The organism is Bacillus sp. AFS088145 (assembly GCF_002564465.1).
Lineage (GTDB): Bacteria > Bacillota > Bacilli > Bacillales > Bacillaceae_G > Gottfriedia.
Window position 1 is genome coordinate 1 of sequence record NZ_NUUX01000081.1, and the last position, 429, is coordinate 429.

The following is a 429-nucleotide window of genomic DNA, read 5'->3' on the forward strand; positions in this document are numbered from 1 at the left end:
TTTCAAATACAGCAGGAGGTAATATGATAATTCCTGAACCTAATATTGGACCGATCATTAGCCCACTTAGCAATAAATATCCTATTTTCCGATTCTCCATAAAATCACCTCAAATTTTTATTAGAAGAAATTGTAATCTCGTATTATTTAATTATATGTAACGACATATAATCGGTAAAATGAATATATACGATATTATCAATCGGAAAATTCGATAGAAGGAGGTATTTATGGAAATACGCCATTTGATTACATTTAAATCAATTGTAGACTTGGGTGGTATTTCAAAAGCTGCAGTCCATTTGGGGTATGCTCAGTCTACCGTTACAGCACATATCCAAGCACTTGAACAAGAATTAGGTGTCCCATTGTTTGATCGAATCGGTAAAAAGGTTCAATTAACCGAAGTTGGTGGTCATTTTCTTACCC

General features: G+C 33.6%; 1 protein-coding gene. It reads left to right on the top strand.

The window, feature by feature from the left end:
• Window positions 1-230: 230 nt before the first annotated feature.
• The coding region (locus tag COI44_RS23725; protein WP_142329311.1) for a LysR family transcriptional regulator at window positions 231-429 on the top strand (199 nt) is incomplete at its 3' end.